The sequence below is a fragment of the Paraburkholderia sp. GAS33 genome (assembly GCF_050436645.1).
Lineage (GTDB): Bacteria > Pseudomonadota > Gammaproteobacteria > Burkholderiales > Burkholderiaceae > Paraburkholderia > Paraburkholderia phenazinium_B.
The window spans coordinates 477289-503106 of sequence record NZ_JBNDMP010000005.1 but is presented as its reverse complement, the minus strand read 5'-3'; the positions used below and the strand labels follow the sequence as shown (position 1 = coordinate 503106).

Sequence of the window (25818 nt, the reverse complement as noted above, 5' to 3'; positions counted from 1 at the left end):
GCGTCCAGGCGCATCTGAAGCCGTCTGAATTCAGGACCCCGCAATGAGCGGATCGGTTGCCTGCACACGCGCCCGGCGCAGCGTTAGCACGAACAGCGCGCCGCCGTCCGGCGCGTTGCGGGCCACGAGCGAACCGCCGGCGTCACGCGCAATTGACGAAGAAATCGCGAGGCCGAGTCCCAATCCCTGGCCCATTTCCTTTGTCGTAAAAAACGGCTCGAAGAGGCGCGGCAGGACGTCGTCCGGAATGCCGGGGCCGTTATCGTGGACCGAGATCGATAACGTCGCCGCGGCAGCTTCGATTTCGATCTCGATGCGAGGGAGCGTTGCGGTGACCGATGGACGTCCGGCCGCGAGATTACCTTCCGCCAGATCCCCCGTTGCATCTAATGCATTCCCAAGCAGATTGATCAACACCTGCTCAAGCCGCAGGTCATCACAGTTTGCGATGAGTTCCGGATGCTCGTCGGACGGATCGAAGCGGGTCCGCGTCTGGGTCTGCGCGCCCGCCTCGTTCTCGACCACCGTCAAAGTCACGTCTACGCCCTGCAGACGCTTTTGCAGCAGCGCCAGCACATTGCGCAGCGCCCGTGCGAGCGGCGCCCGCGCACTACGCGGCCGTGCCCGTCCCACAAATAGTTTCAACTGATTGGTGATCTTGCCCATGCGCTCGGTGAGCGCCGCGATCGCTTCGAGATTCTCGCGCGCCGAGGCCTGATCGCCGCGCTCGAGCAGCACGCGTGTGTTGTCCGAGAACCCTCGCAATGCAGCAAGCGGCTGATTCAACTCATGCGTAATGCCCGCCGCCATCTGACCGAGCGCAGCCAGCTTGCTCGCCTGGATCAGCTCATCGTGCGCTGCGCGCAACTCCTGTTCGGCGCGCGTGCGCTCGCTCACTTCCTTCTTCAACTGATCGTTCGCCTGCGACAGGTCCGCCGTTCGCTCCGCTACCCGCTGATTCAACTCCGCATAAGCGCGTTGCAACAACTCGCGGCTGCGCATCATCTCGCGCACACGGGCGCGCCGCATTCTCCAGTAGAACGCGAGCAGGCACAGCGTGATGTAACCGAAGCCCGTGACGATGGCAGCGTTGCGCGCATCGGCATCGACCGGGGCGACGCTCGCCATGGTGATCAATTGCCAGTCGGGCTCGCCTATCGCACGTCGCGAGGCAAGATAGCGCGGCGCATACCGCCCGCCACCCACACGCACGATCTGCGCATCGCCTTCGAGCGTGCGTTCGATTGTCACCGGCAACGGCGGAATCTCCTGCTGCGCGTACTGGCGCGTCTGATAGATCGAATCGGCCACCGCGCCCGACAACGGCCGCACTGTGTGATATTTCCACGCCGGCACCGACGACAGGAAAATCACCCCGTGATCGTCAGTGACGATCAGCGGCTCCGCGGCATCCACACCCTGGAACCACTCCAGATTGAGTTTGACGACCGCCACGCCGACGATCTTGCCGTCCCGCCGCACCGGCTGCGAGATGTAGTAGCCCGGATCGTGCGAAATCGTGCCGATGCCGAAGAAGCGGCCTACGCCACCCTTCACCGCATCCACAAAATACGGCCGGAACTGATACCCCGCGCCGACAAAGCTATCGGGCTCGTGCCAGTTGCTAGCCGCAACACACAACCCGTCCGTCTGGATGATGTAGGTTGCCGTGGCCCGGGCGTGGACGTTGAGATCTTCGAGGTAGCGATTGGCACGCTCGACGTTGGGCGCGGTTGGACTCACGAGCACGTCCTGCACGAACGGATGCTCGGCCAGCAGATAAGGGAGTGATTCGTAGCGCTCAAGCGTGCTCTTGAGTGCGTTGGTCGTGCGGTCGACGCGCACGGCAGCGTTGCGCCGCAAAGTGTCGATGCCTCCCCGCCACGTGATGCTCCACGTGAGCCCGCACGCTGCCACGAGCCCGGCGACGAGCGCGAAGAGGATCAGCAGGCGGCGCGTCACGTTAGTGGATTCCGGTCGGTAGGGTACGGTTATTGTGGCATATGCCGACGGTATTTCACCTCAACGCTCCGCCCGCCGCGCTGCTCGGGTTCAGGCACCCGCGGTTTCCGTTTCCTTGATCGCGGCCACGTCACCACGCAACACCGCCCGCAGCTTGTTGCGATCCAGTTCCTTCTCCCACGCCGACACCACCACGGTGGCCACGCCATTGCCGACAATATTCGTCAACGCGCGGCATTCGCTCATGAAGCGGTCGATACCAAGAATCAGCACCATGCCCGACAGCGGAATGGTCGGCACCACGGCAAGCGTCGCCGCCAGCGTGATGAAGCCGGCGCCCGTCACACCGCTTGCGCCCTTCGACGTCAGCATCGTCACGGCCAGCAAGGTGAGCTGCTGCGTCAGCGTCAGATCGGTGTTGGTCGCCTGGGCGATAAACAGCACGGCCATCGTCATATAGATGTTGGTGCCGTCGAGGTTGAACGAGTAACCGGTCGGCACTACCAGGCCCACCACCGAGCGCGAGCAACCGAGCTTTTCAAGCTTCAGCATCAGTTGCGGCAACGCGGCTTCCGAGGAACTCGTGCCGAGTACGATCAGCATTTCTTCCTTGATGTACGCCACGAAGCGCAGCACGCTGAAGCCGACCATCCGTGCAATCGCGCCGAGCACGACCACCACGAACACGATCGAGGTCAGATAGAACGTGCCGATCAGCTTGAGCATCGGCAGCAGCGAACCGATACCGTATTTGCCGATGGTGAAGGCCATCGCGCCGAACGCGCCGATCGGTGCCAGCTTCGTGATGATGCGCACCACGCCGAACAGCACGCTCGACAGGCTTTCGACCAGATCCGTGACCACCTTGCCACGCTCGCCAAGCGTCGCAAGCACGCTGCCGAACAGCATCGCAATCAGCAGGATCTGCAGGATCTCGCCCTGGGCGAACGCATCCGTGATCGTGTTCGGAATGATGTGCATCAGGAAATCGACGGTGCTTTGGCCGTGCGCCTTGGCGGCGTACGAAGCGACTTCCTTGCCGTCGAGCGTCGCAGGATCGACGTTAAAGCCAGCGCCCGGCTTCAGCAGGTGCGTGGCCAGCAGACCGAGTACCAGCGCAAACGACGAAACGATTTCGAAGTACAGCAGCGCCTTGCCGCCGACCCGTCCAACCTTCTTCATATCCTGCATGCCGGCGATGCCGGTCACGACGGTACAGAAGATGATCGGCCCGATCACCATCTTGATCAGCTTGATGAAGGCATCGCCGAACGGCTTCATGTCGATAGCGAGAGCGGGTGAAAAATGGCCGAGAGCAATGCCGACGATGATCGCGGCGATCACCTGGACATAGAGCACTTTATGGAAGGATTTCTTCATGACGATTCCTGCGATGTGGATGAGCCAATGGCCTGCCACGCTGCGCATCATGCGAACGCATAGACGTATCGCCTGTGCACGGCATCGGGCCGCGACAAGACGACGAATTCAGAAATACCGGGAGGGGAAATCGGACATCGTTGTCTCCATGCTTTAGTTGTCGGGCCTGTGCGGCCGCGCTTCTACTTTGCAAGGTCGATGCCAGCTGGATAGCGAGTCTTTTGCTTTGATTTATAACGGGTTTTTGAGATTTCGGTGAACGGGACGTCCAGCTTTCCGGAAATCTGGAAGACAGGCGTCGGGGATTCCGGACGACGCAGACCCTGGTTCGGACTGCGGCCTCATGAGTTCGAATAACTCAGTGATAAGCTGAAAGACGGATCGTTTTTATCGAACTTACGCCGCCCATGCTGAACTACCGCCATCTTTACTATTTCTGGATCGTCGTAAAGGAAGGTGGCTTCGCGCGTGCGGCCGAGCGCCTCGACATGGCCGTGCAGACCATCAGCGCCCAGGTGCGCGAGCTGGAAAAATCGGTCGGGCGCCAGTTACTAAAACCCGCGGGGCGCGGCGTCGTCATGACGGAGGCCGGTGCGGCGGCCTTCAATCGCGCGGAGCAGATCTTTCAGATCGGCGAAACGCTGCTCGACGAAATGCGCGAAGCGGGTGGCGAGCGCGTTGCACGGCTCGCCGTGGGTCTATCCGATGGAATTTCAAAGCTCGCCGCGCATGCGCTACTCGCGCCCGTGCTCGACACGCCATCGCTCAGGCTTCTGTGCCACGAGGGTGAACATGCGCAACTGCTGTCGGAACTCGCGTTGCATCGGCTAGATCTGGTGCTGGCATGCCAGCCGGCGCTGCACAACACAGACCTGCGTCTGGTGAGTCAGCGCCTCGTCGGCTCGCCCGTCGACTGGTATGGGCCCACGACAATCGTCCAGAAGGCGTCTCGCGCCAGCTTCCCGCAATGCCTTGCCGATCTGCCCGTGCTCTTGCCCACCGGCCATGGCGCGCTACGCGCGCGACTGGACCGCTGGTTCGAGGCGGCGGGAATCCGGCCGCGGATCGCCGGAGAATTCGAAGACAGCGCGTTAATGGCGGTGTTCGCCGCGCGCGGGCTCGGCGTGTTTCCTCTCGCAGAGCTAGGTGCCGGCGATGTGTCCTTGCTGCGCGGACTGCGCCTGCTTGGACGTGCGGACGGCGTGATCGAAGAGATCCACGCCATCCGCTCGCGGCGCGGCCAGAATCATGCGCTCGCTTCTCAGGTGATCGACGCCGTGCGTCCGTGACCACGCAAGACGGCCGGCGTGGCATCGCGGCGAACCGTAACCGCCGCCGGAGTGGTTCCCCACGCGCCAAGAATGGCCGCCAGCACGGCGATTTCGCCATCGGCAAGATGGTCGTCGGCGGTCGCGACGGCGACGCACAGCCGGATCACCCTGCTGCGCAATGCCGGGTCGTCGATCTCGCCGATCAGCGAGCCAAGCAGGTTCGTGTCGATCTGGCCGACCGCCGGCATGAGGGGCGCGTGGGCGATTGAGTGATCCTCGTACAGCGTCTGCACGATCTGCGCGAATTCGGTCGGCGCGAGGCCGAGCTGCCCGGCGATGTCGAGCTTGTCGAGTGCGCGCTCCTCGGAACTGCAAACGTGCCCGTCGGAGGTTAGCACCAGCGCGACAATGCGCGCGGCTGCCTGAGGACTGTTGCGGGGATAGCTTCGCATGACTGGGCTCCTTTCGCGGACGATATCCGCAGTGGTGATGAGCCCTAGTCTGCGTCAGACGTTGAATCGGATAAACCTGTTAATCCGGGAGTATTTGTTCGGAAAAGCCGAAGTTTGGCCACACGAGGGGCACGGCCTCTGCTCGAAGCACACAGCCAGCCCCCTACGCCGCCCCCTCCTCCAGTACCAGCAGGTTCTCGTGCGAAAAACCCAATGCAACCGGCTGACCGCGTTCCGGCAAACGGCGATTCGGATCGTTGAAGACGTCGAGAGAAATCACCGCCTCCTTCACCCGCGTCCTGATCCGCACTACCGCGCCAAGGAAATTCACTTCCTCGACCGTCGCCGCCAAGGTATTGCGTCCGGCCGCCGGCGCTTCCAGCACGATCGCCTCCGGGCGCAGCGCCAGCAGACGCTTCTTGCCGACGTCGTCCGGTGCAAGCCTTTGCGTGGTCACCAGTTCCTGCCCGTCGACGGCCATCTTGCCGTTCGCCGGATCCACCACATGTCCGGACAGAATATTGAGCGTGCCCACGAACGACGCCACGAATCGCGTACGCGGATAGTTGTAGATCTCCGAGGAGGTGCCGACCTGCTCGACGCGCCCCTCGTTCATCACCACGATGCGATCGGAGATGGAGAGCGCCTCCTCCTGATCGTGAGTCACGAAAATCGATGTGATGCCAAGCTCGCGTTGCAGCGCGCGAATGTCCTGCCGCAGCGAGATGCGGATTTTCGCGTCGAGCGCCGATAGCGGTTCATCGAGCAGCAGAACCTGCGGCTTGCCAGCCAGCGCCCGGGCGAGTGCCACACGCTGCTGCTGACCGCCCGAAAGCTGCCACGGGTAGCGCTCCGCGATATTGGGCAGTTTAATCAGATCCAGCATCTCACCGACGCGCTTGCGAATCTCGTCCTGCGGACGACGCTCCACACGCAGGCTAAAGCCGATGTTGTCGGCAACCGTCATGTTCGGAAACAGCGCGTACGACTGGAACACCATGCCGACCTTACGCTGACGCGTACGCAGATGCGTGACGTCCCGGCCATCGAGACGGATCACGCCGCGCGTCGGGTTTTCGAAGCCTGCGATCATGCGCAGCACCGTCGTCTTGCCGCAGCCCGACGGCCCGAGAAAGGTGATGAACTCGCCTCGCTCAATCTTCATGTCGAAGTGATGCAGCGCGGTGTTCGCCCCGAACGACTTGTGCAGATTTTCGATTTCAAGGAATGCCATGATTCGACGCCTCAATTCTTCAGGGTTTGTGTCCGGCCAGCGCGCGGGCCGAGCCGCGCGCCGAGCCAAATACCTGGATCAACCCCATCGACGCCCAGGTGATGACGAACGCGATGATCGCGAGTGCTGACGGCTCATAGGCGCGGTTCGCGCCGATCAGTTGCAGGTAAGGACCGAACGCCGGCCGGTCGAGCAGGCTAGCCAGCGTGAACTCGCCGATCACCACCGCAAAGGTGAGGAACGCCCCGGACAGAATCCCCGAGCGGATATTCGGAAAGATCACCTTGAACAGAATGGTCGGCCAACTGGCGCCGAGACATTCGGCGGCTTCGGTCAAGGAACGCACGTCGACCGCGGCGAGACCTGCGTCGACGGAGCGGTACATGTACGGCAACGCCAGCGTTACGTAGCCGAACACCAGCAGCAGATCGGTGGCGCGCTCGTTGCCGGTCAGCGGCAGGATCGAGCTGCTGTTATAGATACGCAGATAGCCGAACACGATCACGATGGCGGGAATCACCAGCGGCAGCAGCGTGATGAATTCCACCACGGGCCGCAGCTTCGGTAAGCGCAGGCGCACCCAATAGGCCGTCGGCACCACCAGCAACACGCCAATCACGATCGTCAGGACTGCCATCAGCATCGAATAACCAAACGAGGCCTGAAAACGCGGGTCGGATAGCACCACTCTATAAGCGTCGAAGCTATAGACGCCGCGCCGCATGCGCAGGCTGAATTCGACGGTGGCAGCGAGCGGGATCAGGAAATACAGCGCGCCCACGATCATCGCGGTCCATGCACCTACACGCGATTGACTTTTCATCTGCGGCCCCTTTCGGCTCGCGAACGCAGCCAGATGTAGCCGCCGTTAGACAGCCCCGTCACGAGGATCATCCCCAGCGCGAGTGCATAGCCGAGGTTCTGGTTGTGCAGTACGTCGCCGCGAATCTGTGCGTACAGCAGGATGGTCACGATGTTCAGCGAGCTACCGGTCAACGCATAAGCCGTCGCCACCGCGCCGAACGAATTCGCAAACAGCAGCAGCGTCGCGCCAAGCACGCTCGGCCACAGTACCGGCAGTGCGACATAGCGCCAGTAGTGGAACGAGGTGCCACCGAGGCAGTCGCAGGCTTCGCGCCATTCGCGCTTCAGGCCGTCGAGCGCCGGCGTGACGATCAGCACCATCAACGGAATCTGGAAGTACAGATAGGTCACCGTCAGGCCGGTGAAACTCAGGATGCTGAAACCCGTCGAGTACAGATTGATGCCGACATACTTCTTCAACAGCACCGTGACGAGCCCGACCCGGCCCAATGTGCAGATGAATGCAAACGCAAGCGGCACGCCGGCAAAATTCGAGGCGACGCCGGAGAATGTCATCAGCGTCGGACGAATCCAGCCTGGCAGGCGTCCTTGCACCGCTGCCCACGCCAGCAGCGAGCCGATCACGGCACCACCGATCGCCGACGCGGCGCTCACCTTGAAGCTGATCCAGTAGGCTTCCAGCACGCCCGGCTGGAACAGGTCGCGGAAGTTTGCGAGGGTGAAGTGCCCCTGCGGGTCCTGAAACGCGCCCACCATCAGAAAGCCGGTGGGCAGGATCAGAAACAGCAACGCAAAGATGAAGAACGGCGCGACGCCCAGCCAGGTCAGGAACTGGGACGATTCTGCCGGTCCCTTCACGTGGGATGGAGGCGCCGGGGGAACCAGGTGTTCCGGCTGCGCCGACCCGATATCCGATGAAGCGGTCATAGGTCACCCCTGGAGCAATCAGGCTAAAGCGAGGGCCGCGCAAGGCGACCCTCTCAGGCGTTACGGAGCTTACTTGACGTTCGCGCCGACCACTTCATCCCAATGCTTGGTGATCGTGTCCTTGTACGCATCCTGCTGCGACAGCGTCGGAAACACGGCATTCTTGTACGCCGATGCCGGCGGCAATTTGTCGAGCAGCGCCTGCGGTACCTTCTTCGCGGCCACCAGTTGGGTGTAGCGCATCGGGTGGCAATAGCCCGCCAGCCAGCCGATCTGGCCTTCGTCCGAGTACAGGTATTCCATCCACAGCTTCGCTGCGTTCGGATGCGGGGCGTACGCGCTGATCGCCTGCACATAGACGCCCGCTACGACGCCCGTCTTCGGCACGATGACCTGCACCTTCGGGTTGCCCTTGAGCGTGTCGCGGTCGGCCAGCGCGTTGTAGTCCCAGCGCACGACGATCGGCGTCGTACCTTGCGCCAGCGAAGCCGCCTTGCCGATCACCGGTACGAAATTGCCGCTCTTGTTCAGGTCCGCGAAGTACTTCAAACCAGCGTCCGCGGCCTTGGTGGCATCGCCCTTGCCCGAAGACAGACCGGCAGCGTAGACCGCCTGGATAGCCTGGTTGGCCGAGCGCGGATCGCCTGCGAGCGACACGGCGTTCTTGTAGTCGGACTTGAGCAGATCGCTCCAGTCGGCCGGCGCCTTGTCGATCATGTCGGCGTTCACTTCGAACGACAGCACGCCGTAGTAGTCGCCGTACCAGTAACCGTCAGCATCCTTGGCTGAATCCGGAATCTCCTTCCACGTCGACACCTTGTACGGTTGCAGCAGGCCCTCGGTCTTCGCGGTGGGGCCAAAGGATAGGCCCACGTCGATCGTGTCGGGTGCTTGCGGACCCTTGTTGCCCTTATTGGCCTTGATGGCTTCGACTTCATCGCCCGAGCCCGCGTCCGGATTCAGTTCGTTCACCTTGATGCCGTATTTCTTTTCGAAGGCGGCGATCATCGGGCCGTAGCCGCACCAGTCGTGCGGCAACGCGATTACGGTCAGTTGACCTTCCTGTTTGGCGGCGGCAACCAGCGCATCGGGCGGCGCGGCTAACGCGCTGCCTGCACCCGCTGCGGCGACGCCCGCAACCGTTGACATCGAGAGAACACGGCTTAGCCACGTGCGGTTCATAGTATTCCCCATCCTTTGCCGAAAATTAGTACGTTAGGAAAACTGCATCTGATAGTTGTCTTCGGCGCCCGATTCCGGGCGCCTGCCTGCCATGTCTGCCGGTTACGCCGCGAGCCGCGTTAGGCCGGGCTATTCGGCGTGGACAGCATGTCGTGCGCGAGCAGATCGAGTCGATCGGTGCAAAACATGTCGACACCCCATTGCGCCAGCAGCTCCGCGCGCTCCGGGTCGTTGACGGTGTAGACGAGCACGCGCAAACCTGCGGCGCGAATCTCGGCGACCTGTTCAGCAGTCAGATATTTGTGGCTGGCGTGCAGCGACACGCAATCGAGTTCGCGCACAATGCGCAGCCAGTCGTGCGGCACCGCTTCGAACAACATCCCGCGCGGCAGCGACGGCGCGGCATCTCGCGCGGCGGCGAGCGCTTCGTATGAGAAGGATGACAGCAGCGGCTGCGTCTGGCCCTGCCAGAGCTCCAGCGCAGCGGCTGCAACGAGCTGACCGGTGATGGCATCTCGGCCGGGGCACGGTTTGATTTCGATGTTGGCGGCGATGCCGTCCTGCTTGCAGCGTGCGGCAACCTCGGCGAGTGTCGGCAGGCGTTCGCCGGCGAACGCGGCGTCGCGCCATGAGCCGGCATCGAGCTTCGCCAACTGTTCCCACGTCTGCTCAGCGGCAGGGCCGTGGCCGTTGGTCGTGCGCTCGAGCGTGTCGTCGTGGAGCAGGAAGAGCTGGTCGTCCGCCGATAGCTTGGCGTCGAATTCGACCATGCGATACCCATAACGCTTGCAGGCGTCGAAGCCCGCCAGCGTATTTTCCGGTGCGAGCGTTCCACCGCAGCGGTGCGCGACGAGCCGCGGATACGGCCAGTCGGTAACAGTACGATCAATTCCAGTTCCCACGTCTACGCACCTTCGAAATGGTCTCTTATGTACCGCACGCTTCACCAGGCACATCGTCTGGTCGTCAGGATGACGAACCGAACGGTATTATTCGTCAGCAAGCTGTCATGCTGCGGCACGGCATCGAAACGGACGGCGAAATGGGCCACCTAGCTTAGGATGGAGGCAGCATACAGTCGCTTGCCTGCAAAAGCGACAACCGATGTTCGAAAACGGGACACTTCAATTCCTTTTCGAACATTCCGTGTTCGGATTCGATGACAGTCGTCCAATCTGCGAAGGCTAAATTTAAATACACAAATTTGCAAGGGACCAAAAAAATACAACGCAAAACGGTTAAAGTGGGGCCAATGACATCGGGGCGACACACAATCATGTCAGTGATGTTACGTAGAAAAACCGTCCAGACGACTTGATCGCAGAGGGAAATGCATGTGGCAGGAAGACCGTCATCAGAGAATTCGCGCGCTGCTCTCGACACTGCAACGGGTGTCGACCGAACGGATCATGGTGGATCTCGGTGTCTCGCGCGAAACCGTGCGGCGCGATCTGCTCGATCTGGAAGCACTCGGCGAATTGCGGAGGGTGCATGGCGGTGCAATCAAGCCCGCTGACGAAGCACCCATCGCCGAACGCGCCCACACCCGGGTCAAATCGAAGACGGCGATCGCCAAGGCGGCGATGGGGGTCATCTCCAGCGGCCAGACCTTGTTTATCGACGCCGGCACGACGACCTCGGCGCTGGCGGAAGAGCTGGCGAAGCTCGCCAATCTGACGGTGGTGACCAATTCGATTGACGTCGCGCTGAAAATGCGTGGCGCCACCGAGCAGCAGGCCGAAGCCCGCAACGAGGTCATACTGCTCGGCGGATCGATCAGCGACCGGGCCATGGCGACGGGCGGCAGCACGACAATCCTGGACATTCACCGCTACCGGGCCGACGTGGCATTGCTGTCGCCAGTCGGCATCGATCATCGGCATGGCGCCACCAATTACGATCACGAAGAAACCGAGGTGGCGCGGGCGATGGTCGCCAACGCGCAACGCGTAGTGATTCTCGCCGATTACAGCAAGATCGGTCAGCGCAGTCGCATCTCGTACTGCCCGGCTGAGAACGTCGACGTGCTGATCACCAACAAGAAGGCGGCCGAATCGACCGAATTCGCGCCGCTGAAGAAGAAGGTGGCGCGGGTCATTCTCGCGTAGATGCGATGGCGGCTATTCCGGCGCGTGCAGGGTATCCAGGACGCGTTTGCGCAAGCGCGTATCGTGTAGCGCGCCGGCTGCGTCGAGCACCGGATAGGCCGTCGAGCAGAACAGCGAATTTAGCCGCTTCATGTCGCTGATCATGTCGAGATGCAGCGCGCTCGTCTCGACGCTGCGCAAGGTTTGCCCGGCCAGGCGGTCGAGGTGGGCATAGGAGTAGACCCGCTCGAGATCCCGGAAGCGCTCCTTCTCAGCCAGCAAGCTCTCCGCGCAACGCAGGTCATTGTTGAGAAACACCGATAACCCGAGTTGCAGATTGCTGACGAGGCGAGCGTGCAGATCCTCCAGTTCGCCGAGACCCTGCTCCGAAAACGCAAGCCGGTGGGCGATCTTTTTCTCTTCGATATTGTTGACGATACGCTCGATGATGTCGCCCGCGTGCTCAAGATTGATGGTGAGCGCGATGATGTCGGTCCAGCGCCGACTGTCCGCCTCGTCGAGCTGCTCACGGGAAATTCTGGCGAGGTAGCTTTTGACCGCGGCATAAAGCTGGTCGATGTCGTCGTCCATACGAATCGTCTCGCGTGCCTTGGCAAGATCATTGCGATGAAGCAGCTCGGCGACGTTGTCGAGCATGGTCCGGACGATGTCGCCGATGCGCAGCACTTCGCGCGCCGAATTGGCCAGTGCCAGAGACGGCGTGGAAAGTGCGGCCACGTCGAGATGTAGCGCCCGCAGTGCGCCGTCCTGCTGCGGCCGGTCCGGCAGCAGCCGGCTGCAGACGCGTGCAACCGGGTCGATCAGCGCGAGGCACGCGCAGCAACGCAGCGCGTTGTAGATCAAATGGAACCCGACCACCGCCTCACGCGGATTGCCGATGAGCACCGGCAAGCCACGCGCCAACAGGGAAGCGAACGGCAGGATGAGCAACGCACCCGCGAGCTTGAACACCAGACTGCCGAGTGCGAGGCGCCGTGCCGCGGCGTTTTGCGCCAACGTGCCGCTCAACGCCAGCAGGCCGCTGCCCAGATTGGCACCGATCACGAGGCACAACGCCACTTTCAGCGAAATCACTCCCGACGATGCCAGCGTCGCCGTCAACAGCACGGCCGCGAGACTCGAGTAGGAAATCACCGCGAAGGTGGCGCCAACCAGGGCATCGAGCATCGTGTCGCCGGTCAAGGCACCGAACATCACGCGTACGCCGGCGCCTTGCATCATCGGCTGCGCGGCTTCGACGATCAGATGCAGCGCCAGCAGGATGAGCCCAAGGCCGATCGCCGTACGGCCCGCCTGGCCCACACGCGTCTGCTTGCGCGTCAGGAACAGCGGTACGCCCAGCAGCAAGAGGATTGGCGACAGCCACGACAGATCGAGCGTGAGCACCCGCGCCATCAAGGCCGTGCCGACATCCGCGCCCAACATGATGGCAAGACCACTGGCAAGCGGTAGCAAACCCTGGGCTGCGAACGACGTCACAATCACCGCAGTGGCATTGCTGCTTTGCACGAGGCTGGTCACTGCGATGCCGGACCCGAACGCGCGCAGGCGGCTGCCGGTGCTACGCCCGAGGGCGCTGCGCAGATCTGCGCCGAGCACGCGCAGGATGCCCGTGCGGACGATGTGCGACCCCCATACGAGCAAAGCCACACCGGAGAGAAGGTTCAGGAGAATCAACATAAGGCACGACGCTTCTCAATGCTCTAACCGTAACCCGACCCGCATGCGGCCACCTGGCGACATCCGGAGAAATATGACGATAGTGTTGCACAAATTTGGTTTATTGTAATTTTGTGCACTTAAATATACGATCTGCGAGGATGGGAAAAGCGTGCCGATCCAGCAATGGGGTTGGTGTCGAAGCGTTGGATGCAAGGAATCTGGGATGAGTCGTAACCTCGCGCTGTTCGATCTGGACCATACGCTGCTGCCGCTCGACAGCGATCAGGCCTGGGCCCACTTCATGGCGAAGCTGGGTGTGGAAGGCGCCGAGCGGCACGCGCAGGAGATCGACGCGTACTACCGTCAATACGTGGCGGGCACACTCGATATGAGCGATTTCCTGAACTACACGCTCGCCCCGCTGACACGTCATTCACGCGCACAACTCGATGCATGGCATGCGGTGTTCATGAGCGAAGTGATTGTGCCGGCGATCCGGCCGGCCGCCCGCGAACTAATCCAACGGCACCTCGATGCCGGCGACCTGTGCTGCATCGTCACCGCGACGAATGTGTTCGTGACGGCGCCGATCGGCAAGGCACTCGGGTTTGAGCATCTGCTCGGCATCGAACTCGGCACCGAGGGTGACGATCCGCGCGGCCGCTATACCGGCGCGGCCGTCGGCGTGCCGACGTTCCGCGAAGGCAAGATCGTGCGCACGGAAAGCTGGCTGGCGTCGCTCGGGTACGCGTTGCAGGACTTTCCGAAAAGCTACTTCTATAGCGATTCAATCAACGACGTGCCGCTGCTCGAGCGCGTCACCGACCCGGTGGCGACCAATCCGGACGAGCGGCTGCGCGCGATTGCGCTGGAACGGAACTGGCCGGTGATTGAGTTGTTTGTCTAAGAGCCACAAGACGCATTACACCCGCCCCTTCCAGGGCACCAGACGCCGTTCCAGCGCTCGCATGCCCAGATCGAAGATCCACGCGATCAGACCAATCAGTACGATGCCCATTACCACGACGTCGGTGCGTAGAAAGCTCGACGCATTGAGCACCATCTGACCGAGGCCCGCGGTCGCGGCCACCATCTCGGCGGCGACAAGCGTGGTCCAGCCAAAGCCGATTGCAATCCGCAGTCCGGTCAGAATCTCCGGCAATGCTGCGGGCAAGACCACATGGCGCACGATCTGCGCGAACGAACCGCCGAGCGAGTAAGCCGCATGAATCTGCTCGACGGTGGCGCTGCGCGCGCCGGCACGGGCAGCCATGGCGATCGGTGCGAAACAGGCGAGGTAAATGACGACGATCTTCGCCGTCTCGTCGATGCCAAACCAGATCACCACGAGTGGCAGATAAGCGAGCGGCGGCAGCGGCCGGTAAAACTCCAGCGGCGGATCAAGTAACCCGCGCGCTACCCGGCTCACGCCCATCAGGATGCCGACCGGAATCGCCGTCACCGTAGCCAGCGCAAAAGCGCCAAACACACGCAGCGCGCTCCACGCAAGGTGTTGCGACAAGGGCAGGCCGCCCTGGATGCGTCCATGACAAGCGTCGATGAATGCGCTCCAGACGGCTTCCGGCGTCGGCAGGAAAAGCGGCGGCAGCCAGTGCAGATGCGTCGCGATCCACCACAACGCCGCCAGCGCGATCACCGAAGCGATGCTCAGCGCCGCGGTCGGCCCCTCACCCGGCATGCGCCATGCACGTACCGGTCTCACGCGCCTCTCCGGGAGCGGCGCGGATGACGACGATGCAAGCGGTGAATCTTTCACGGTAACGCCGGACGAGGCCAGGGGCACCTGGTTAAGTGAATCATTCGACACAGTCACAAGAGCACCTCTTCCGGCGCGCGCTGATGCAGGCGCCGCACCAACCGCTCACGCCACTCGATAAATTCCGGCGACGACTTCACTGCGCGTGCGTCGCGCGTCTCCAGAAAACGCCGGGCGAACGGCAGATCGTAGCTCTCGGCGATGCGCCCGGGTCCTGGTGTCATCACGACGAGGCGCGTCGCCAGAAACAGAGCTTCTTCGACGCTATGCGTGATGAAGAAGACGGTCTTGTGGGTTCGGCCCCAGACGTCGAGCACCAGTTCCTGCATCGACTCTCTCGTCATGGCATCGAGTGCGCCCATCGGCTCGTCCATCAGCAGTACCTGCGGATCGCTGGCGAGCGCCCGCGCGATCCCCACGCGCTGCTGCATCCCGCCCGACAAGGCGTACACCCTTGAGCGAGCATGTTGCTCCAGTCCGACGAGCGCAAGCATCTGCAGCGCGATACGTTCGCGCTGCGCTTTCGGCACACGCTGAAAACGAAGACCGAGCGCGACGTTGTCGAGCACGTCGAGCCACGGCAACAGCGCGTATTTCTGGAACACCACGCCGCGATCTGCGCCCGGGCCATTGACCAGTTCACCGTTCAGACGGACTTCACCGCCGCTCGGCTGGATAAAGCCAGCAATGCAATTGAGCAGGGTCGTCTTGCCGCAGCCGGACGCGCCAAGCGCCACGACGAACTCACCGGACTCGATGCTCAGATCGACATCGGCCAGCGCGACATGAGGGAGCGCGCCACGTGCACCTTCGTAGGCGACGTGCAGCCGCCGGATCTCCAGACTACTCATAAAATGCCTGTGGGTTCCCAATAGGATGCGGTACAGGCGCGACCTGAGGACGCGCTATCATTACCGCATTACTCGTGCGCCGCCTGCTGAACGAAGTGCGGATCGACACCCGCCGAATAGTCGGGCAGCACATTTTGAATCGTCCCCTGGGTCTTCAGAAACACTGCCGTCGCCGCCAGCGATTTCGCCGCACCGGATTGCGAGCCGCCGCCGAGCCACGTGCTGGACGCCTGCTGAGCCGCCGACGGGAAAGCATAAAGTGCAAGGCTCGCCGGTACGTCCTGGGCATTCGCTCCGGACTCCTTGGCAACGGCTGCGACCTGCGGCGAAGTAGCGGACCATGCCGAGGTGTGATCGCGATAGCTTGCATCGCTTTCAGCTAGCACCTTGACGAAGCGTGCGACAAACTCGGGGTTTTGCTGGGCAAACTTGCGGTCCACCACGAAGCCGTCGAAGGTCGCCTTACCCGTCTCCTGTGCAACCTGACCTGAGGTAATCAGTACCTTGCCGTTCTTCTTCACCTTGGCGAGCACCGGGTCCCAGATGTAGGTTGCGTCGATGTCGCCGCGGTCCCACGCAGCCGCTACTTCTTGCGGGCGCAGATTGACAATCTTCACGTCAGACGGGTTCACACCCGCGTTTTGCAGCGCGACCAGCGTATGAAAATGCGAGGTGGACACGAACGGCACGCCGATCTTTTTACCCTTCAGACCGGCGATGCTCGTCACGCCCGAACCGTCGCGCACCACCAGGGCCTCGGCATTGTTGATGTTGTCGAGAATCCAGAACAGCGAGATATCGACGCCCTGCGACAGGCCTGCCGCAATCGGACTGGAACCGGCTTCACCGAGTTGCACCGAACCCGAGGCCAACGCACGGACCACTTCCGCGCCGCTGCCCAGTTGACGGTAGATCACCTTGTAGCCCGTTTCCTTCTCGACCTCGCCGGTGGCCTGCGCGTAACGCCACGGCAAGACCATGTCCTGATAAGCGATCACAACCTCTTTGGTATCGGCGTGAGCGGCGCTCGCGAAAGGCGCGGAAACAGCAAGCAGCGTGACGAGTGCGGCCAGCGGACGGAAGAATCGGTTCATCGAGAAGCCCCGTTTTAATAAGGTGTTTGGGAGGCTTTCGACTATAGGGAGTTTGGAGACAGGCGGTTCTAACGAATTCACGATTGCTAATCACGCTGCTTGGGCATTGCTTTTTACGTTGGGTTGGATGGGTAAGTCCGTTGCGATGCACGCGTAGTGGCTTGGAGCGGAACGCAGCATGGTTGGCAGTGAAGCGCAAGCTGGTCGTTCGGTCGATTGACCGCCGTATGGCCTGGACCGGATCATGGGTTAGATCTCTTCACTATGCGCTTCAAACCATGATCGAATCATTAGCTCACTTAAGCTGGCTCTTATCCAATATCGCGGTGCCCATTCTTGCGCCCATCGCCCTGCTGCCACTGCTGAATTTCTCACTTGCCTATCGCGAGATTGCCGGCGATGTTTTGAAGGTCGCATTGCAACACGGCCAACTGTTCTGGACCGTCATCGCGATGAGTGCCGCCGCATGCTACGAACTGGGTTGTGCTCTCGACCAACCGATGTTCGCCAGCAGTCGTTCATGGATATGGATCGGACTGGTGTGGCACACCGCGTTCATTGTTGGATCATCGGTGGTCGTTGTGTTTGGGGCTGCGGACGCGAGAAAATATTTCAGTGCAGCGGACAGCGCCGGCGCCCCCGGCAGATTGCTACTGTGGTCATCCGTCGTTGCAACTGCAATCGTCGCGACAACCTTCTCCATATCTCATTATTCGTTAGCCTAAATATTTATCCCAACCGAGCTATAATTATCCTTCTTCAAGGGAGAATTTAATATGCCCAACGTTATTGACTACCTCATCGAACATGACGACGTGCGAGATCGGATCACGAAATACATCGTCTACTTCTGGATCGTCGGCGGCGTGACGTACTCCGTCAGCCTGCTGATCGCCCGGCTCTTCTTCTGGCACTAACGGGCGCAAGCAGCAAAGCCCAACTCAGCGCCTCAAATCCTCGAGTGGCCGCAGACGTAAAAAAGCCCGCAACACGTGCGGGCTTTATATCTAAGCAAACTACCGGCAAGAACCTCAGACCACCCCGGCTCCGTGCGCCTGCAGATCCGCGTGATAGCTCGAACGCACCATCGCGCCAACGGCCGCGTGCGTGAAGCCCATCTTGTACGCTTCTTCCTCGTACATCTTGAAAGTATCCGGATGCACGTACGAGCGAACCGGCAGGTGGTGCTCGGACGGTTGCAGGTATTGCCCAATCGTCAGCATATCGACGTCGTGCTCGCGCAGATCGCGCATCACCTGGAGGATCTCTTCTTCCGTCTCGCCAAGACCGACCATCAGGCCCGACTTGGTAGCGACATGCGGATGCAGCGCCTTGAAGTCCTTCAGCAGCTTCAGTGAGTGTGCGTAGTCCGACCCCGGGCGCGCTTCCTTATACAGACGCGGCACCGTTTCGAGGTTGTGGTTCATCACATCGGGCGGAGCGGCATTGAGAATGCCCAGCGCGCGATCCAGACGGCCACGGAAATCCGGCGTCAGAATTTCGATGCGCGTCTCCGGCGACAGTTCACGCGTCTGACGGATGCATTCAACGAAGTGAGCCGCACCGCCGTCACGCAGATCGTCGCGGTCCACGCTGGTGATCACCACGTACTTCAGCTTCAGCGCAGCAATCGTGCGGGCGAGATTGCCCGGTTCTTCGGTATCCAGAGGATCAGGACGGCCGTGGCCGACGTCGCAGAACGGGCAACGGCGCGTGCACTTGTCGCCCATGATCATGAACGTGGCGGTGCCCTTGCCGAAGCACTCGCCGATGTTCGGGCAGCTCGCTTCCTCACAGACCGTGTGCAGATTGTGCTCGCGCAGAATCTGCTTGATCTCGTAGAAGCGCGAATTGCCGGTGGCCGCTTTCACGCGAATCCAGTCCGGCTTTTTCAGCTTTTCGATCGGGATGATCTTGATCGGAATGCGTGCAGTCTTCGCCTGCGCCTTCTGCTTCGCCGTAGCATCGTAAGCAGCCGGTGCGGTAGCGGCGTCAGGAGTGGCAGTGCCGGCGAGGTTCGCGGTAACGTCAGTCATTGGTTCGATCCAGTCAGGCGGTCACGACACCAGCCTGCGGTTGGGCGACGGCCGCGGGCGTGCCGTCGATGTTTGCGGTGAGGCTTGCAGCAAAGGTCCGGGCTACGTCGTCCCAGTCGGCAGCGACGCCGAGCGTCGCCATATCGACGGTTTCGAGCCCCGCGTACCCGCATGGGTTGATGGCCAGAAACGGCTGCAGATCCATCTTCACGTTCAGACTGACCCCGTGATAACTGCAACCGTTGCGGATTTTCAGGCCCAGCGCGGCGATCTTGGCGCCCGCATGCGACCCGGCATCCGGACCGGGCGCCACGTAGATACCAGGGGCGCCCGCCTTGCGTTCTCCGGCGAGATTATACGCCGCGAGCGTGTCGATCACGGCCTGCTCGATGCGCGTCACCAGTTCACGCACCATCAGCTTGCGGCGGCGCAAGTCGAGCAGCAGGTAAGCGACCACCTGCCCTGGCCCGTGATACGTGATCTGTCCGCCGCGGTCGACCTTGACCAGCGGAATGCCGCTGTCCGCGGATAGCAGATGCGCCGGATTGCCGGCCTGGCCCAGGGTGAAAACAGGGGGATGTTCGACCAGCCAGATTTCGTCCGCGGTTTCTGAAGTGCGCGCGTCCGTGAAAGCTCGCATCGCCTCGAAACTGATTTCGTAGGATTCGACGCCGCGCCAGCGCAGCGTTGGAACGGGAGTGGGCAAACCCACTGCGACCGGTTCGGCCTGCGTAGAGGTAACGAGACCGGCCGACACCGGCGCCACCGGATCAGCCAGGTCAGCTGGAACGAGCTCGGAGGACAGGGAAGGCGAAGATACCGGCGTGGCACACATGATCCCGGTAGTTTACCGAAATACTGAGATCCCCGCCGGAACCCTCGCCGCACTCACCCTCAAACGGTCCGCCAGCCGTCGCGCAAACGCATACCGAACCGGTCGGCAAGACGCACCAGCCAGTCGACCGCCCGCACATCGGCGCGCGCCGGAACGTCGAACGCCACCCGCGCCTGCGAATCCGCTTCTACGCTCAGCCACAGCCGTTCTCCGCGCCGCAGGCGCAACGTATGGCCCGGTTCGAGCCAATAGTCTTCGGTGTCGTCGCTGCGTGTTACCCATACCGCAGAACCGCTCACCGCCAGCCGCGTGCTGCGCACAACCTTCATCGGAACCGTCTCGCCAGACTTGATTTCAAATGTGATACTAGAGGAAATTTCTCGCATGACAACCTCGCAAAAAGCCGTTTCGTGACTACAATCGTAGGCGCAGCAAGGGTTTACGCAAAACGATCAAATTTCACCTCTATGTGAGAAAAATTGCGATGGACCTACGACAACTCCCAGCGCTGAACGCCATCAAGGCATTCGAGGCCGCGGCCCGCCACGAAAGCTTCTCGCGTGCGGCGGATGAACTGTTCGTGACCCACGGCGCGGTCAGCCATCAGATTCGCGCGCTCGAGGCCGAGCTGGGCGTGACGCTGTTCGCCCGCGACGGCAAGCGCGTGCGCCTGACGGAAGTCGGCCGCCGTTACGCGGGACAGGTGCGCGCGGCGCTGACCGCGCTCGCCGACGCCACCCGCGAACTGCGCGCCGGCGACCGCGAGCGGCGTCTGGTGGTGTCGATGCTGACGTCGTTCGCGGCGCGCTGGGTGACGCCGCGCATCGGCAGTTTCATCGAAGCTCACCCCCAATGGGATCTCGAGTTGCTCTCCACCAATTCGCTGACAGACTTCGCCCGCGACGACGTCGATGCGGCGATCCGCTTCGGTTTCGGCAAATACCCCGGCCTGCACGCCGAGCTGCTGCTCGAAGAGATCTTCTTTCCCGCCTGCGCACCGAATTTCAACGGCGGCAATCTGCCGAAAGTACCGGCCGATCTCGCCAAGGTCCCGCTGCTGCGTTCCGATGACGAATTGTGGCGCCCCTGGTTCGACGCCGCGGGCCTGACCGAATGGCCGGAACCGAAACGCGGCGTGTTGTACCAGGACTCGTCGAACCTGCTGCAGGCGGCGATCGACGGACAAGGGGTTGCACTCACGCGCCGCTCGCTGGCGATGCACGAGGTCGCGTCAGGACGGCTGGTCAGGCTCTTCGATGTGGACGGTCCAAGCCCGTGGCAGTACTACTTCATCTGCACGCCGCAAAGTCTGCAGACGGAGCGGGTACGGGCATTCCGGGACTGGGTGTTCGACGAGGTGAGAAGCTTCAAACTGCTCTTCGAACGGGCCTGCTCGGCAGGGCCGCAAAGCGCGGCGGACGCATTGCACGTCACGCCATAAACGCAACTGGGGACGCGAGGCGCGCCCCGCTGCTTACAGCACGACCTTCACCATCGGATGGCCGGTGAGCGCGCGATAGATATCGTCGAGATGGGCACGACTGGTGGCGCGCACCGTCACCGTGAGGCCCGTGTAGTTACCACCGCTCGACGGCCGCATCTCGACACGCGACGGGTCGACCTCGGAATCGAACTGCTTGACCACCGTCACGATCGTCTCGGCGAATTCGGGATGCGACTTGCCCATCACCTTGATCGGGAAATCGCAGGGAAACTCAAACAGCGAATCATTGTCGGGTTGCATCTTTCACTCCTCGGCAACGGCCCGGCAGCATGCCTGCCGGAGCCGCCGTCACGCGAATGCGCACAACTGCACGCACCCGCGCGCATCAGCGCTTACTTCTTCTTGTTGAACATCAGCATCAGCGAATCCCACACGCGGCCCACTACGCCGGCTTGCGGCACGGCCTGAAGCGCCACGATCGGGAACTGCGAGACCACCTTGCCATCCGCCACCAGCTTCACCGTGCCGACCTGCTGGCCCTCGGCGATCGGTGCGATCAGCGGATCGATATGCTCGACCTGCGGCTTGGCCTTGTCGGCGAGACCCTTTGGCACCGTGATGTACTGGTCGGCCTTCACGCCGATCTTCACCGTGTCTTCCGCACCCTTGTAGACGCGCGGCGTCTCGATCACCTGGCCGGCCTTGTACAGACGCACCGTGTCGTACGCGCTGTAACCGTAGTTCAGCATCTTCAGGCTGTCTTCGACACGGTCATGCTCTTTCACTTCACCCATCATCACCGAAACCAGACGACGCGATGCGTCCGGCGCGCCCGGCAGTGGCCGCTTGGCGCTCGCGATCAGGCAATAACCGGCGGCCTCGGTGTGACCGGTCTTCAGACCGTCGACCGTCGGATCGATCCACAGCAGACGATTGCGGTTCGGCTGCTTGATCTTGTTGTAGGTGAATTCCTTGACCGAGAAAATGTTGTAGTAGTCGGGATAGTCGCGGATCAGGCGCGCCGACAGGATCGCCAGATCGCCCGCGCTCGTGTAGTGCTGTGCGTCAGGCATACCGTTCACGTCGGCGAAGTGGGTATGCGTCATGCCGAGGCGCTGCGCCTCGGTGTTCATCATGTTGACGAACTGGGATTCGCTGCCGCCCACCAGTTCTGCCAGCGCGATTGCGGCGTCGTTGCCGGACTGCACGATCATGCCGTAGACCAGGTCGTGCACGGAGACCGGCTTGTTCGCCTCGATGAACATGCGCGATTCGTCTGTCTTGACGCGGCGCACCGCTTCGCTCGGGTTAACGATCTGCTCCATCGTGATCTTCTTCGTCTGCAGCGCTTCGAAGACCAGATACGCGGTCATCAGCTTGGTCAGCGAAGCCGGTTCGACGCGCTCATCGGCGTTGCCGGACGCGAGCACCTGATTGCTGGTCGCATCGACGAGTACCCACGAGCGCGCATTCACCGCCGGCGGCGGGACCTGCGCGAGGGCCGCGGTGCTAGCCACCAGCGCGGCCGGCAGCAGCACGCCGAGCGTCACAGCACGGCTGATGGTATGGGGAACGAAGGACGAGAGTGACGAAAAGCCGGAGGTGGAAAAACGCATAGGATCGATTCGGGCAGAAATTTGCATCGCGCCCAAGGGCGCGCAGATTGGAAGAGCCGGTCGGCGAGCGCTGGCCGCGTAAACGCAACGCGGCGCCCGTTGGACTTCCGGCCACACGATCGGTTCGCGCAACGCGCCCCACAATCCGGCCTTGCAATCAAGCAACGGCGCTGACGATGCGCCAATCAACCGGACGGGCCGCGCTGCGCCCAAAAAAGAGCGCTCATTATACGCGCGCCGGGGAGCCAACTTTGCGCATCGCGTGCGGATAAATTTTCATTTGACGCGTACCTGTACCCCGGAAAACGCGTGCCACCCCAGCCGTCAACGCCAGGCGTCGACGATGATGCGCTTCAGGACGTGCAGTTTGCGATGCAGAAAATGCTCGGCACCGGGGATCACCACCACCGGTAATTCCTGCGGCCGCGCCCAGTCGTACACCGACTGGATGGGCACCGTATCGTCGGTTTCGCCGTGAATCACAAGCGTGTTTTCCGGCACGGGCGCCACTTCCCAGCGGCTCGCCGCCGTGCCGACGAACACGATGCGTTCGATCGCCTGGCCTTCTTCGAGGAGCCGCGCCGCCACATGCGAGAGCACGAAGGTGCCGAACGAAAAGCCCGCCAGCACGAGGGGCAGATCGGCTTGCCCAGGCTGTGCGCGCATGTAATCGAGCACCGCGCGCAAGTCGTCACGCTCGCCGATACCCGCGTCGTGTTCACCCTGGGTCTGCCCCACTCCGCGGAAGTTCGAGCGATAGGTCACGTAATTCAGTTGCACGAGGGTGCGGGCAAGCGTCTGCGCGACCTTGTTGTCCATCGTGCCGCCGAACAGCGGGTGCGGATGCGCCACCAGCGCAATCCCGCGCGGCGCCGCGCCGTTGTCGTGCGTTTCATCGGGCAGATCGAGCGCAACCTCGATCTTGCCGACCGGACCATCGATCAGGAACTGTTTCGTATGAACGTTCATGACGCCGCTTATTGATCGATTTTCAGACGGTCGACGACCTTGCCATTCGCAAGATGCGATTCGACGATCTCGTCGATGTCGCTCTCGTCGACATAGGTGTACCACGTGCCTTCCGGATAGATCACAAGCGCCGGACCTTCCTCGCAGCGATCGAGGCAACCCGCCTTGTTGATGCGCACCTGGCCCGGACCCGCGAGGCCCAGTTGCTTCACGCGCTTTTTCGCATGCTCCTGCATGGCCTGCGAGTTGCAATTCGCGCAACTCGGGCGCTCAGCACCGGGATCGCGCTGGTTGAGACAGAAGAAGACGTGGTACTTGTAGAAAGAATCCATGGTGTCCGCGGAGAGACCGTATCAGGGGAAATTCGATGGCCGCCGGCGTGTGCAAGCACCGCGGCGCGCCTGTAGTGGGACGATTATAGCGAGCGGGGCCGGGGCCCGCTGTTCGCGCCTGCGCTGTTCAGCCCTGTTAGCCCCAACGCAAGCTACACGCCCGGGCGAGCCGCTCACTGCCCGCCAACCAGCGCCTGGGAACTCAACCATGCGGAGATCTGCGCCACCAGATCGTCGCCTGCCGTAGCGAGCGCTCGCGCACCGCCGGCCGCATCAGCAGAACTGGCCGGCGCCTGCGCGGTGAAGCTGCGCTGCGCGACGACCTTGCCGCTCTGCGTCAAGGTCACGCGCGCGGCGACGGCGCCATGACTTTGCGTCTGGCTGTCGAAAACCTGTTCGAACTCGATCAGCTCCACCCGCAGAACCGGCGCACGCACGCCATCGGAGCCCGTCAGCACCGTGCCGCGCTGCGACAGCACATCGCGCAGGCGCTGCGTGAGCAACGCGGACGGCTCCATGGTCCAGTGACTGTTCGCATAGGACGCGGTCTGCTGCGCGTCGGCGTAGCTCAAACGGTAGACCAGCTTGTCCGACGCCAGCGTCGCGGGTGCGGTCACATCGAGCACCTTGACGGCCGGCATCGGACCCGAGGTGGCCATCTGCGGGGGCGGCCCAAAGTCATAGCGGGCGTCGGCATGCACCGCCGGATTGCCCGCGCAGCCGCCCAACACTCCGAAGGCGAGCGCGACGGCTAGCGCAGCGCCGGCGGAGCGCACACGCTGAGTTGGCCGAAGCGTCGCGCTACGAGGTGGGCTAAAAGGCCCGCCGCAAAGCGAGCGATGAAGCAGACTGGAAAGCGAGCGTGCCATGACATTCTTCCTTTCAGATCACTTTGCCGTGCCGGCTGTGGGCCACGAAAATCCGGGCTCACCCGGGCCAGGCGCAGCAGCCGGCGCGCCGAACAGCACACTGCGCGGACTGGTGCTGAACATGTCGGCGGCGCGATCCACCGAACGCGCGGCGGAACGCACATCGTCAGCCAGCGAATTGACGCGCGGCAAGGTGTCGTAACCGACCCGCGCCGACAGTTCCTGCACCGACGCATTCATCGAGGTCAGTGCGTCGCCGGCCTGCTGGGCCGCCGTGCCGACCTTGTTCAGATTGGATTCGAACGGACCGTCAGGGCGATTCAGGCCCGTGATCAACTGGTTGGTCGAGGCAAGCGTGCGATTCAGCTCGTCAATCGTCTGCGGCAGCTTGCCCGCGGCCGGCTGCATCTGCTTTGTCAACGTCGTTACGCCATCGGCGGCGTGCTGCAGGCTTGCCGCCGTGGCCAGCAACTGATCGCGCATTTGCGGCGACAGCGTATCGTTGACGTCGTCCGCGATACGTTCCAGCTTGCGCAGCAGAATATCGCCACGCTGCTGCAACTGGTCTAAGAGACCAGGCCGCATCGGCAGTTGCGCAACCTGTTTTTCCGACGACGCCAACGGCTCCATATCGCGCCCCGTGTCGTCGAGCTGGATGAACGCAAGCCCCGTCACGCCCTGAAAGCCGAGGCTGCCGAAGGTCGAATGCGTGATCGGTGCGTGCGTGTCAACCAGAATGCGGATCAGGATCTGCCCGGGATGGTCGCGGTCGAACTTGATCGACGCCACCTTGCCCACGTCGAGACCGCGATAGCGCACCGCAGCGTCCGTATACAGCCCGGTGACGTTGGTGCGCGCGATCAGGTCGTACGGCACGCGCACCGAACGGTCGACCTTGAACAGAAACACCGTCGCCGCGATCGCCACCAGCAGCACCACCGTGAAGAGTCCAGCCCAGAACGCATGTGATTTGTTTTCCATTTCAGATTCCC

The 25818-nt window shown here is 62.2% G+C and carries 27 protein-coding genes; 6 read left to right on the top strand and 21 right to left on the bottom strand.

Going from position 1 to position 25818, the window contains the following annotated elements; genetic code table 11:
• Nucleotides 1-30: 30 nt before the first annotated feature.
• Together P3T24_RS18795 and P3T24_RS18790 are read right to left on the bottom strand one after the other, a co-directional pair.
• Complete coding sequence (locus tag P3T24_RS18795) at nucleotides 31-2016, bottom strand: sensor histidine kinase (protein ID WP_429436956.1); 1986 nt, start codon at nucleotides 2014-2016, stop codon at nucleotides 31-33.
• Nucleotides 2017-2052: 36 nt separating this feature from the next.
• Nucleotides 2053-3342 (bottom strand): dicarboxylate/amino acid:cation symporter, encoded by a 1290-nt coding sequence (locus tag P3T24_RS18790; RefSeq protein WP_429436782.1) that lies wholly within the window; start codon nucleotides 3340-3342, stop codon nucleotides 2053-2055.
• Between the two features lie 407 nt (nucleotides 3343-3749).
• Here P3T24_RS18790 and P3T24_RS18785 point away from each other — a divergent pair, with 407 nt between their 5' ends.
• Entirely contained in the window at nucleotides 3750-4631 is an 882-nt protein-coding gene (locus tag P3T24_RS18785) for a LysR family transcriptional regulator (protein ID WP_429436780.1), read from the top strand.
• On the opposite strand, the gene P3T24_RS18780 is transcribed toward P3T24_RS18785, so the two are convergent.
• From P3T24_RS18780 to ugpQ, 6 genes are all read right to left on the bottom strand, one after another.
• On the bottom strand, nucleotides 4604-5065 hold the full coding sequence (locus P3T24_RS18780; RefSeq protein ID WP_074263236.1) for a TerB family tellurite resistance protein: 462 nt from the start codon (nucleotides 5063-5065) through the stop codon (nucleotides 4604-4606). The genes P3T24_RS18785 and P3T24_RS18780 overlap by 28 nt on opposite strands.
• Nucleotides 5066-5228: 163 nt before the next feature.
• Nucleotides 5229-6299, bottom strand: a complete 1071-nt coding sequence (locus P3T24_RS18775) for an ABC transporter ATP-binding protein (RefSeq protein ID WP_429436778.1) — start codon at nucleotides 6297-6299, stop codon at nucleotides 5229-5231.
• A gap of 19 nt (nucleotides 6300-6318) precedes the next feature.
• A complete protein-coding gene (locus P3T24_RS18770) occupies nucleotides 6319-7122 on the bottom strand; it encodes an ABC transporter permease (protein ID WP_429406999.1) in 804 nt (267 codons plus the stop codon).
• Nucleotides 7119-8051, bottom strand: a complete 933-nt coding sequence (locus tag P3T24_RS18765; protein WP_074263233.1) for an ABC transporter permease — start codon at nucleotides 8049-8051, stop codon at nucleotides 7119-7121. The genes P3T24_RS18770 and P3T24_RS18765 overlap by 4 nt, the downstream gene beginning before the upstream one ends.
• Nucleotides 8052-8120: 69 nt before the next feature.
• Entirely contained in the window at nucleotides 8121-9233 is a 1113-nt protein-coding gene (locus P3T24_RS18760) for an ABC transporter substrate-binding protein (RefSeq protein ID WP_074263232.1), read from the bottom strand.
• Between the two features lie 119 nt (nucleotides 9234-9352).
• Complete coding sequence (ugpQ, locus tag P3T24_RS18755) at nucleotides 9353-10135, bottom strand: glycerophosphodiester phosphodiesterase (protein ID WP_429436775.1); 783 nt, start codon at nucleotides 10133-10135, stop codon at nucleotides 9353-9355.
• A 432-nt stretch (nucleotides 10136-10567) separates the two neighbouring features.
• Here ugpQ and P3T24_RS18750 point away from each other — a divergent pair, with 432 nt between their 5' ends.
• Entirely contained in the window at nucleotides 10568-11341 is a 774-nt protein-coding gene (locus P3T24_RS18750) for a DeoR/GlpR family DNA-binding transcription regulator (protein WP_429436771.1), read from the top strand.
• Between the two features lie 12 nt (nucleotides 11342-11353).
• On the opposite strand, the gene P3T24_RS18745 is transcribed toward P3T24_RS18750, so the two are convergent.
• Nucleotides 11354-13021, bottom strand: a complete 1668-nt coding sequence (locus P3T24_RS18745) for a Na/Pi cotransporter family protein (RefSeq protein WP_429436769.1) — start codon at nucleotides 13019-13021, stop codon at nucleotides 11354-11356.
• 205 nt (nucleotides 13022-13226) lie between these two features.
• Between P3T24_RS18745 and P3T24_RS18740 the strand changes: the two genes are divergently transcribed.
• Nucleotides 13227-13910, top strand: a complete 684-nt coding sequence (locus P3T24_RS18740) for an HAD family hydrolase (protein ID WP_429436767.1) — start codon at nucleotides 13227-13229, stop codon at nucleotides 13908-13910.
• Nucleotides 13911-13925: 15 nt separating this feature from the next.
• Here the strand turns inward: P3T24_RS18740 and P3T24_RS18735 are convergent, their stop codons facing one another.
• From P3T24_RS18735 to tauA, 3 genes are all read right to left on the bottom strand, one after another.
• On the bottom strand, nucleotides 13926-14837 hold the full coding sequence (locus tag P3T24_RS18735) for an ABC transporter permease subunit (protein WP_429436765.1): 912 nt from the start codon (nucleotides 14835-14837) through the stop codon (nucleotides 13926-13928).
• Nucleotides 14834-15631, bottom strand: a complete 798-nt coding sequence (locus tag P3T24_RS18730; protein WP_429436763.1) for a taurine ABC transporter ATP-binding protein — start codon at nucleotides 15629-15631, stop codon at nucleotides 14834-14836. The genes P3T24_RS18735 and P3T24_RS18730 overlap by 4 nt, the downstream gene beginning before the upstream one ends.
• Nucleotides 15632-15699: 68 nt before the next feature.
• Nucleotides 15700-16725, bottom strand: a complete 1026-nt coding sequence (tauA, locus tag P3T24_RS18725; protein WP_429436760.1) for a taurine ABC transporter substrate-binding protein — start codon at nucleotides 16723-16725, stop codon at nucleotides 15700-15702.
• A 188-nt stretch (nucleotides 16726-16913) separates the two neighbouring features.
• Here tauA and P3T24_RS18720 point away from each other — a divergent pair, with 188 nt between their 5' ends.
• Both P3T24_RS18720 and P3T24_RS18715 read left to right on the top strand, forming a co-directional pair.
• Entirely contained in the window at nucleotides 16914-17450 is a 537-nt protein-coding gene (locus tag P3T24_RS18720; RefSeq protein ID WP_429436757.1) for a hypothetical protein, read from the top strand.
• 51 nt (nucleotides 17451-17501) lie between these two features.
• Nucleotides 17502-17642, top strand: coding sequence for a hypothetical protein (locus P3T24_RS18715; protein WP_429436754.1), 141 nt, complete (start codon nucleotides 17502-17504; stop codon nucleotides 17640-17642).
• Nucleotides 17643-17756: 114 nt separating this feature from the next.
• Here P3T24_RS18715 and lipA read toward each other — a convergent pair whose 3' ends face one another.
• The 3 genes from lipA to P3T24_RS18700 are packed head-to-tail and all read right to left on the bottom strand — an operon-like array spanning nucleotide 17757 to nucleotide 19982.
• Nucleotides 17757-18761, bottom strand: coding sequence for a lipoyl synthase (gene lipA / locus P3T24_RS18710; RefSeq protein WP_074263223.1), 1005 nt, complete (start codon nucleotides 18759-18761; stop codon nucleotides 17757-17759).
• Between the two features lie 13 nt (nucleotides 18762-18774).
• The gene (gene lipB / locus P3T24_RS18705; protein ID WP_429436752.1) at nucleotides 18775-19596 is read right to left on the bottom strand and encodes a lipoyl(octanoyl) transferase LipB; all 822 of its coding nucleotides are present in this window, start codon (nucleotides 19594-19596) and stop codon (nucleotides 18775-18777) included.
• 59 nt (nucleotides 19597-19655) lie between these two features.
• Nucleotides 19656-19982 carry a DUF2917 domain-containing protein gene (locus tag P3T24_RS18700; RefSeq protein ID WP_429436750.1) on the bottom strand — a complete coding sequence of 109 codons (327 nt, stop codon included), beginning with the start codon at nucleotides 19980-19982 and terminating at the stop codon, nucleotides 19656-19658.
• A 98-nt stretch (nucleotides 19983-20080) separates the two neighbouring features.
• Here P3T24_RS18700 and P3T24_RS18695 point away from each other — a divergent pair, with 98 nt between their 5' ends.
• Nucleotides 20081-21037, top strand: coding sequence for a transcriptional regulator GcvA (locus P3T24_RS18695; RefSeq protein ID WP_074263220.1), 957 nt, complete (start codon nucleotides 20081-20083; stop codon nucleotides 21035-21037).
• A 33-nt stretch (nucleotides 21038-21070) separates the two neighbouring features.
• Here the strand turns inward: P3T24_RS18695 and P3T24_RS18690 are convergent, their stop codons facing one another.
• The 6 genes from P3T24_RS18690 to P3T24_RS18665 form a co-directional block, all read right to left on the bottom strand.
• On the bottom strand, nucleotides 21071-21340 hold the full coding sequence (locus P3T24_RS18690; RefSeq protein ID WP_074263219.1) for a DUF493 family protein: 270 nt from the start codon (nucleotides 21338-21340) through the stop codon (nucleotides 21071-21073).
• A 92-nt stretch (nucleotides 21341-21432) separates the two neighbouring features.
• The gene (locus P3T24_RS18685) at nucleotides 21433-22656 is read right to left on the bottom strand and encodes a D-alanyl-D-alanine carboxypeptidase family protein (protein ID WP_429436747.1); all 1224 of its coding nucleotides are present in this window, start codon (nucleotides 22654-22656) and stop codon (nucleotides 21433-21435) included.
• Nucleotides 22657-22980: 324 nt separating this feature from the next.
• On the bottom strand, nucleotides 22981-23625 hold the full coding sequence (locus P3T24_RS18680; protein ID WP_429436745.1) for an alpha/beta hydrolase: 645 nt from the start codon (nucleotides 23623-23625) through the stop codon (nucleotides 22981-22983).
• Nucleotides 23626-23633: 8 nt separating this feature from the next.
• Nucleotides 23634-23957, bottom strand: coding sequence for a (2Fe-2S) ferredoxin domain-containing protein (locus tag P3T24_RS18675; RefSeq protein WP_074263216.1), 324 nt, complete (start codon nucleotides 23955-23957; stop codon nucleotides 23634-23636).
• A 173-nt stretch (nucleotides 23958-24130) separates the two neighbouring features.
• Nucleotides 24131-24826 (bottom strand): ABC-type transport auxiliary lipoprotein family protein, encoded by a 696-nt coding sequence (locus tag P3T24_RS18670; RefSeq protein WP_429436743.1) that lies wholly within the window; start codon nucleotides 24824-24826, stop codon nucleotides 24131-24133.
• An 18-nt stretch (nucleotides 24827-24844) separates the two neighbouring features.
• Entirely contained in the window at nucleotides 24845-25807 is a 963-nt protein-coding gene (locus P3T24_RS18665) for an MlaD family protein (protein WP_074263215.1), read from the bottom strand.
• Between the last annotated feature and the right edge of the window lie 11 nt (nucleotides 25808-25818).

Coding starts and splice junctions, on each gene's coding strand:
- P3T24_RS18790 (WP_429436782.1), bottom strand. CDS start 3,342: ATGAAGAAATCCTTCCATAAAGTGCTCTATGTCCAGGTGATCGCCGCG.
- P3T24_RS18785 (WP_429436780.1), top strand. CDS start 3,750: ATGCTGAACTACCGCCATCTTTACTATTTCTGGATCGTCGTAAAGGAA.
- P3T24_RS18780 (WP_074263236.1), bottom strand. CDS start 5,065: ATGCGAAGCTATCCCCGCAACAGTCCTCAGGCAGCCGCGCGCATTGTC.
- P3T24_RS18775 (WP_429436778.1), bottom strand. CDS start 6,299: ATGGCATTCCTTGAAATCGAAAATCTGCACAAGTCGTTCGGGGCGAAC.
- P3T24_RS18770 (WP_429406999.1), bottom strand. CDS start 7,122: ATGAAAAGTCAATCGCGTGTAGGTGCATGGACCGCGATGATCGTGGGC.
- P3T24_RS18765 (WP_074263233.1), bottom strand. CDS start 8,051: ATGACCGCTTCATCGGATATCGGGTCGGCGCAGCCGGAACACCTGGTT.
- P3T24_RS18760 (WP_074263232.1), bottom strand. CDS start 9,233: ATGAACCGCACGTGGCTAAGCCGTGTTCTCTCGATGTCAACGGTTGCG.
- P3T24_RS18750 (WP_429436771.1), top strand. CDS start 10,568: ATGTGGCAGGAAGACCGTCATCAGAGAATTCGCGCGCTGCTCTCGACA.
- P3T24_RS18745 (WP_429436769.1), bottom strand. CDS start 13,021: ATGTTGATTCTCCTGAACCTTCTCTCCGGTGTGGCTTTGCTCGTATGG.
- P3T24_RS18740 (WP_429436767.1), top strand. CDS start 13,227: ATGAGTCGTAACCTCGCGCTGTTCGATCTGGACCATACGCTGCTGCCG.
- P3T24_RS18730 (WP_429436763.1), bottom strand. CDS start 15,631: ATGAGTAGTCTGGAGATCCGGCGGCTGCACGTCGCCTACGAAGGTGCA.
- tauA (WP_429436760.1), bottom strand. CDS start 16,725: ATGAACCGATTCTTCCGTCCGCTGGCCGCACTCGTCACGCTGCTTGCT.
- P3T24_RS18715 (WP_429436754.1), top strand. CDS start 17,502: ATGCCCAACGTTATTGACTACCTCATCGAACATGACGACGTGCGAGAT.
- lipA (WP_074263223.1), bottom strand. CDS start 18,761: ATGACTGACGTTACCGCGAACCTCGCCGGCACTGCCACTCCTGACGCC.
- lipB (WP_429436752.1), bottom strand. CDS start 19,596: ATGTGTGCCACGCCGGTATCTTCGCCTTCCCTGTCCTCCGAGCTCGTT.
- P3T24_RS18700 (WP_429436750.1), bottom strand. CDS start 19,982: ATGCGAGAAATTTCCTCTAGTATCACATTTGAAATCAAGTCTGGCGAG.
- P3T24_RS18695 (WP_074263220.1), top strand. CDS start 20,081: ATGGACCTACGACAACTCCCAGCGCTGAACGCCATCAAGGCATTCGAG.
- P3T24_RS18690 (WP_074263219.1), bottom strand. CDS start 21,340: ATGCAACCCGACAATGATTCGCTGTTTGAGTTTCCCTGCGATTTCCCG.
- P3T24_RS18685 (WP_429436747.1), bottom strand. CDS start 22,656: ATGCGTTTTTCCACCTCCGGCTTTTCGTCACTCTCGTCCTTCGTTCCC.
- P3T24_RS18680 (WP_429436745.1), bottom strand. CDS start 23,625: ATGAACGTTCATACGAAACAGTTCCTGATCGATGGTCCGGTCGGCAAG.
- P3T24_RS18675 (WP_074263216.1), bottom strand. CDS start 23,957: ATGGATTCTTTCTACAAGTACCACGTCTTCTTCTGTCTCAACCAGCGC.
- P3T24_RS18670 (WP_429436743.1), bottom strand. CDS start 24,826: ATGGCACGCTCGCTTTCCAGTCTGCTTCATCGCTCGCTTTGCGGCGGG.
- P3T24_RS18665 (WP_074263215.1), bottom strand. CDS start 25,807: ATGGAAAACAAATCACATGCGTTCTGGGCTGGACTCTTCACGGTGGTG.